We start from the raw sequence: 4,902 nt of genomic DNA, 5'->3' as shown, positions 1-4,902 counted from the left end.
GCTCCGCCCGCCGGCGCCCCCAGGCCGAGCGGGCGGAGCGGGGGCGTGCTCGAGGCTGCGCGAGCTGCAGCAGGTACTGCGCCTCGACCTCGTCCAGGTGCAGGGCGCGCGCCAGCGCGTCGAGCACCTGCGCGGAGGGGTTGCGGTCCCGACCGCGCTCCAGGCGCAGGTAGTAGTCGGCGCTCACCCCCGCCAGCAGCGCGACCTCCTCGCGCCGCAGACCCGGCACCCGTCGCCGGGCGCCGCCCGCCAGCCCCACCTGCTCCGGGGCGACCAGCGCGCGCCGGGCGCGCAGGTACTCCCCCAGCCGGTTGCCCTCCGCCGCCTCCACCCGCTCCACGCTAGTGCGGCCCCGCCGCCCGGCAGCGCCGGCAGAGGGGTCCTGGCGCTCCCCGGATCCGCAGGGGCCTGCCCGGGCGCGTCCGCCCGGTCGACGCTGGCCGGGCACCAGTGGACGCAGCAGTGGACGCAGCAGGGAGAGTGGACATGGACATCAGCGCACGCACCGCCCTCGTCGTCGGGGGGACCTCCGGCATCGGCCTCGGGCTGGCACGGCGCTTCGCCGCGGCCGGCAGCACCGTCGTCGTCGCCGGGCGCGACACCGGCAAGGTCGCCGACCTCGTCGGCGCCGGGACCCTGGAGGCCGTGCAGGTCGACGTCACGGACGCCGGCAGCGTCCTGCGCGCCCGCGACGAGGTCCTCGCCGGGCACCCCGACCTCGACGTGGTGGTGACGATGTCGGGGGTGATGCTCTTCGAGGACCTGCGCGACCCCGCCCACTTCGAGGCGGCGCGGACCACCGTCGAGGTCAACCTGCTGGGGACCATCCGCGTGCTCGACGCCTTCACCCCCCACCTGATCGCCCGCGGCGGCGGCGACCTCGTCACCGTCACCTCGGGCATCGCCTTCCTGCCCTTTCCCCTCATGCCCACCTACGGGGCCTCGAAGGCAGGGGTCCACGCCTACACCGAGGCCGTTCGCGCGCAGCTGGCCGGCACCGGCGTCGCGGTCACCGAGCTCGTCCCGCCCGCGGTGGCCACCGCAGGGCAGGAGGAGGTCAACCCCGCGGCCCTGCCGCTGGAGGGCTTCCTCGACGAGGTGGTCGGCCTGCTCACCGCCGACCCCACCCCGCACGAGGTGGTGGTCCGGGCCGCGCAGCGGCTGCGCCACGCGGAGCGCGACGGCACCTACGCCGACCTGCTGCAGCAGCGCTCGGCGGCGCTCAGCACCCTGCCCGGGCGCTGAGCGCCGGCGCCCGGCGAGCCGCGCGGCCCGCTCCGGTGCTCAGCGGGCGACCTCGTAGGTGGCCTGCACGAGACCGCCACCCAGGACCGTGCTCGCCCGCAGCCGCAGGTCGACGTCCGCGTCCAGGTCGCCGAACAGGCGCAGCCCCCGCCCCAGCAGGACCGGCACCGTGGTGATGGTCAGCTCCTGCACCAGACCGGCGGCCAGGAAGGACTGCACCACCCGCCCGCCGTCGACGTAGACGCGCCGGGCGCCGCAGGCGGTGATCGCCGCCACGGCCCCCGGCACGTCGCGCACGACGCGCACGCGGGCGTCGGAACCGTCCTCGGCGCGGCTGCTGAGCAGGAGCACCGTAAGCCCCGGGTAGGGCCAGGAGTCGAACGTCAGCGCCTTCTCGTAGGTGCCGCGCCCCATCACCAGGGCGTCGACGCCGGCGATGAAGGCCTCGTAACCGGTCTCCCCGGCCTCGGCGCCGCGCCGGGTGAGCCAGTCGACGTCCCCGTCCGGGCGCGCGATGAAACCGTCGAGGCTGGTGGCGATGAAGACCGAGCCGGTGAACGGCGCGGTGCGCTCCGCCGCCGAGGGGGAGGTCGCGGCAGTCGTCGTGGCCGAGTTCGTGGCCGAGTTCGCGGCCGAGTTCGTGGCCGAGTTCGTGGCCTGTGTCGTGGCAGGTGTGGTGGCGGGTGTCGCAGCGGGGGTGGTGGCGGAGGTCACGGGTTCTCGCTCCTCGGGTCTGGAGGGGTGGGCAGGTACGGCCGCAGGGCGGCGTCGACGGCGGTGCGCAGCTCGAGGGTCAGGGGTCCGGTCCCCGTCAGGGGCCACAGCACGAGCACGCCGTTGTAGGTGAGGTGGACGGTGCGGGCCAGGGCGGCGGGGTCGACGTCGGCGAGCAGTTCCCCCGCTTCGACCGCCTCCCGCAGGAGCTCCTCGACCTGCGCCTGCACGCGGTGGGCGTTGGCGGCCGCCAGGACCCGGAACTCCTCGTCGCTCACGTCCAGCTGCAGGAAGCTGAGGTTGTTGGCCAGGTCGGAGCGCTCGCGCACCTGCGCGGTCAGCGCGGCCAGCGCCTCGTGCAGGGCCTGCAGCGGTGAGGCCGCCGCGGCGCGGCTGCCGGTGAAGCACGCGCCGGTGGCCGCCTCGGCGCGGCGGGCGAAGTCGAGCAGCAGCCCGCGCTTGGAGCCGAAGCGCTGCACCAGCCCGGCGGCGGACAGGCCCGCCTCGGCGGCCACCGCCGCCAGGGTGGTGCCCCGCAGCCCGTGGCGGCGGACCACCTCGGCCGTGGCCCGGTGGACGAGCTCGTCGCTGACGGTGCGTGGTCGCGCCACCCGCCTGCCCTCCCGCCGTCGACCGCCTGGTCCGTCACCGCGCCGGTTCGTTAATGAACGTACGTTAACGAACGGCCGCGGTCAAGGTCTGCCGCACCCGGGTGTCGGTGCGGAGCGCTAGGAAGGGACCCGGGCCCGCCGGGTCCTCACCACGACCCGAGTTCCGCACCGGTTCCGCACCGGTCGTGGACCAGCCCGAACCAGGAGCGCGGATGGACCCCACGATCCAGGACCGGCGCCCGCCCCGCTGGCTGACGCGGCGCATCGTCAACCCCCTCGTGCGGCGCCTGGCGCCCACCCGGTTCGGCTCCCGCCTGCCGGTGGCGGTGCTGAGGGTCACCGGGCGGCGCAGCGGCCGCCGCTTCGAGGTGCCCGTCGGGGTGCACGACGTCGACGGGCGGCGCCTGATCTTCACCGACGCGCCGTGGCGGCTGAACCTGCGCGGCGGCGCGCCCGCCGAACTGCTGGAGGGCGGGCGCCTCAGCGCGGTGCGCGCGACGCTCGTGGAGGACCCGGCGCAGGTGGGTGCCCTCTTCCGCGCGGCCTTCGCCGCGGGCACCGGCCCGGAGCGCATCGCGCTGCGCATCGCCCCCGGCCACGCACCGGGCGACGAGGAGCTCGCCGCGCACCGCCACGTGGTGCTGCTGGAGCAGGACCCCTCCCCCGCGGCGCCCCCGGGGCGCGGCGCGGGCGGGTGAGCCGCGGGCGCGGGCGCTAGGAGGCCAGCCGCTGGCGAGGGCGGCGCCGCGGGTCGGCGGGTTCGCCGCCGCCCTCGCCGTCGCCCTCGCCCTCGCCCTCGCCCTCGCCGTCGCCCTCGCCCTCGGGCAGGCGGACCTGCGCCCACACCTCGTCGAGGGAGAGCCCGAGGACGTCGGCGATGACCGCGATGGTCGGGAACGCCGGCGTGGCCACGCGACCGGACTCGATCTTGCGCAGGGTCTCGGGCGACAGGCCCGCGTCGAGCGCGACCTGGAGCATCGAGCGGTCCCCGCGCGCCCGGCGCAGCAGCGCACCGAGGCGCTGCCCGCGCTCGAGCTCGGCGGGGGTGAGCGGCAACCGGACCATGGCGCCGATGATAGTACCGGTACGATATGGCCGGTATAGTCATTGGAAGGCTGGGAGGGCACCCCGTGATCGAGATCCTGAACGCCACCGAGCTGGCCCGCGCCAGGACGACGGGCGCCCTGGTCGCCGACATCCTGCAGGCGCTGAAGGCCCGCAGCACGGTCGGCACCAACCTCCTGGAGATCGACCGCTGGACCCGGGAGATGATCGACGGGGCGGGGGCGCAGTCCTGCTACGTCGACTACGCGCCCTCCTTCGGCAGCGGGCCGTTCGGCCACCACGTCTGCACGGGCGTCAACGACGCCGTCCTGCACGGCCGGCCGCACGACTACGCCCTCGCCGACGGCGACCTGCTGACCCTGGACCTGGCCGTCCTGCAGGGCGGCGTCGCCGCGGACGCCGCCATCAGCTTCGTCGTGGGCGACAGCCGCCCCGCGCAGAGCGTGGCGCTGATCGAGGCGACCGAGCGCGCGCTGAGCGCCGGCATCGCCGCCGCGCGCCCCGGCGCCCGCACCGGCGACGTCTCCCACGCCATCGGCTCGGTCCTCACCGGGGCCGGCTACCGGGTGAACACGCAGTTCGGCGGCCACGGCATCGGCTCGACGATGCACCAGGACCCGCACGTCGCCAACGACGGGCGGCCCGGGCGCGGGTACCGGCTGCGCCCGGGGCTGCTGCTGGCGCTGGAACCGTGGGTCATGGCCGACACCGACGAGCTCACCACCGACGCCGACGGCTGGACGCTGCGCAGCGCCACGGGGTGCCGGACGGCGCACAGCGAGCACACCGTCGCGATCACCGAGGACGGGGCGGAGGTCCTCACCCTGCCCACCGCGGGCGCCGCCGCGGGGTGAGCGGCCGCACCCGCGGCGAGCGGCCCGCGCGCTCCGCGCGGGCGCGGCGACCCCGTGCTCTTGCGCCGGCCCGCCGCTGAGGCAAGCTGGCGCCGTGGCCACTGCCCCCAGCGACGACGTGCTGCTCGAAGTCGGCCGCCTCACCCTCGCCGGCTCCCGGGTCGACCACGCCCTGTCGCAGGTGTGGAGCACGCTCGACCGCACCGCCACGGGCAGGAAGGTCCGCGGCGGCAAGGGGATGCGGGCCAGGGTCCGCCGCCTGGCCTGCGAGCGGCTGACCGGGTACCTGCTCGACGAGCTCCTGCAGGCGGTGGACACCGCCGAGGACCTCGCCCGCAGCCGGCACGCCCTGCTGCACGAGCCGTGGGCGCTCGCGGACCCCGCCGACGGCTCGTGCAGCAGGGCGTGCCGGC

General features: G+C 76.4%; 8 protein-coding genes. 4 read left to right on the top strand and 4 right to left on the bottom strand.

What is annotated here, in order from left to right:
* A partial coding sequence (locus tag GTQ99_RS19765; RefSeq protein WP_166617420.1) for a helix-turn-helix domain-containing protein occupies positions 1-331 on the bottom strand: 331 nt, incomplete at its 3' end.
* Between the two features lie 155 nt (positions 332-486).
* Here GTQ99_RS19765 and GTQ99_RS19760 point away from each other — a divergent pair.
* Positions 487-1,245 carry an SDR family oxidoreductase gene (locus GTQ99_RS19760; RefSeq protein WP_166617419.1) on the top strand — a complete coding sequence of 253 codons (759 nt, stop codon included), beginning with the start codon at positions 487-489 and terminating at the stop codon, positions 1,243-1,245.
* 39 nt (positions 1,246-1,284) lie between these two features.
* On the opposite strand, the gene GTQ99_RS27215 is transcribed toward GTQ99_RS19760, so the two are convergent.
* Both GTQ99_RS27215 and GTQ99_RS27210 read right to left on the bottom strand, forming a co-directional pair.
* Positions 1,285-1,959 carry a dihydrofolate reductase family protein gene (locus GTQ99_RS27215; RefSeq protein ID WP_166617418.1) on the bottom strand — a complete coding sequence of 225 codons (675 nt, stop codon included), beginning with the start codon at positions 1,957-1,959 and terminating at the stop codon, positions 1,285-1,287.
* On the bottom strand, positions 1,956-2,570 hold the full coding sequence (locus tag GTQ99_RS27210) for a TetR family transcriptional regulator (RefSeq protein WP_166617417.1): 615 nt from the start codon (positions 2,568-2,570) through the stop codon (positions 1,956-1,958). The genes GTQ99_RS27215 and GTQ99_RS27210 overlap by 4 nt, the downstream gene beginning before the upstream one ends.
* A gap of 212 nt (positions 2,571-2,782) precedes the next feature.
* Here GTQ99_RS27210 and GTQ99_RS19745 point away from each other — a divergent pair, with 212 nt between their 5' ends.
* A complete protein-coding gene (locus GTQ99_RS19745; protein WP_166617416.1) occupies positions 2,783-3,268 on the top strand; it encodes a grhN in 486 nt (161 codons plus the stop codon).
* A 16-nt stretch (positions 3,269-3,284) separates the two neighbouring features.
* On the opposite strand, the gene GTQ99_RS25560 is transcribed toward GTQ99_RS19745, so the two are convergent.
* Positions 3,285-3,635, bottom strand: a complete 351-nt coding sequence (locus GTQ99_RS25560) for a helix-turn-helix domain-containing protein (protein ID WP_166617415.1) — start codon at positions 3,633-3,635, stop codon at positions 3,285-3,287.
* Positions 3,636-3,700: 65 nt separating this feature from the next.
* On the opposite strand from GTQ99_RS25560, the gene map reads away from it, so the two are divergent.
* Together map and GTQ99_RS19730 are read left to right on the top strand one after the other, a co-directional pair.
* A complete protein-coding gene (map, locus tag GTQ99_RS19735; RefSeq protein ID WP_166617414.1) occupies positions 3,701-4,489 on the top strand; it encodes a type I methionyl aminopeptidase in 789 nt (262 codons plus the stop codon).
* Positions 4,490-4,583: 94 nt separating this feature from the next.
* The coding region (locus GTQ99_RS19730; RefSeq protein WP_166617413.1) for a hypothetical protein at positions 4,584-4,902 on the top strand (319 nt) is incomplete at its 3' end.

The sequence above is a fragment of the Kineococcus vitellinus genome (genome assembly GCF_009906315.1).
Classification (GTDB): domain Bacteria; phylum Actinomycetota; class Actinomycetes; order Actinomycetales; family Kineococcaceae; genus Kineococcus; species Kineococcus vitellinus.
Note: the sequence above shows the minus strand (reverse complement) of the source record. Positions and strands in the feature narration are given on the sequence as shown.

Excerpts from the sequence above, each read along its gene's own strand:
- GTQ99_RS19760 (WP_166617419.1), top strand. The coding sequence starts at position 487 with ATGGACATCAGCGCACGCACCGCCCTCGTCGTCGGGGGGACCTCCGGC.
- GTQ99_RS19745 (WP_166617416.1), top strand. The coding sequence starts at position 2,783 with ATGGACCCCACGATCCAGGACCGGCGCCCGCCCCGCTGGCTGACGCGG.
- GTQ99_RS25560 (WP_166617415.1), bottom strand. The coding sequence starts at position 3,635 with ATGGTCCGGTTGCCGCTCACCCCCGCCGAGCTCGAGCGCGGGCAGCGC.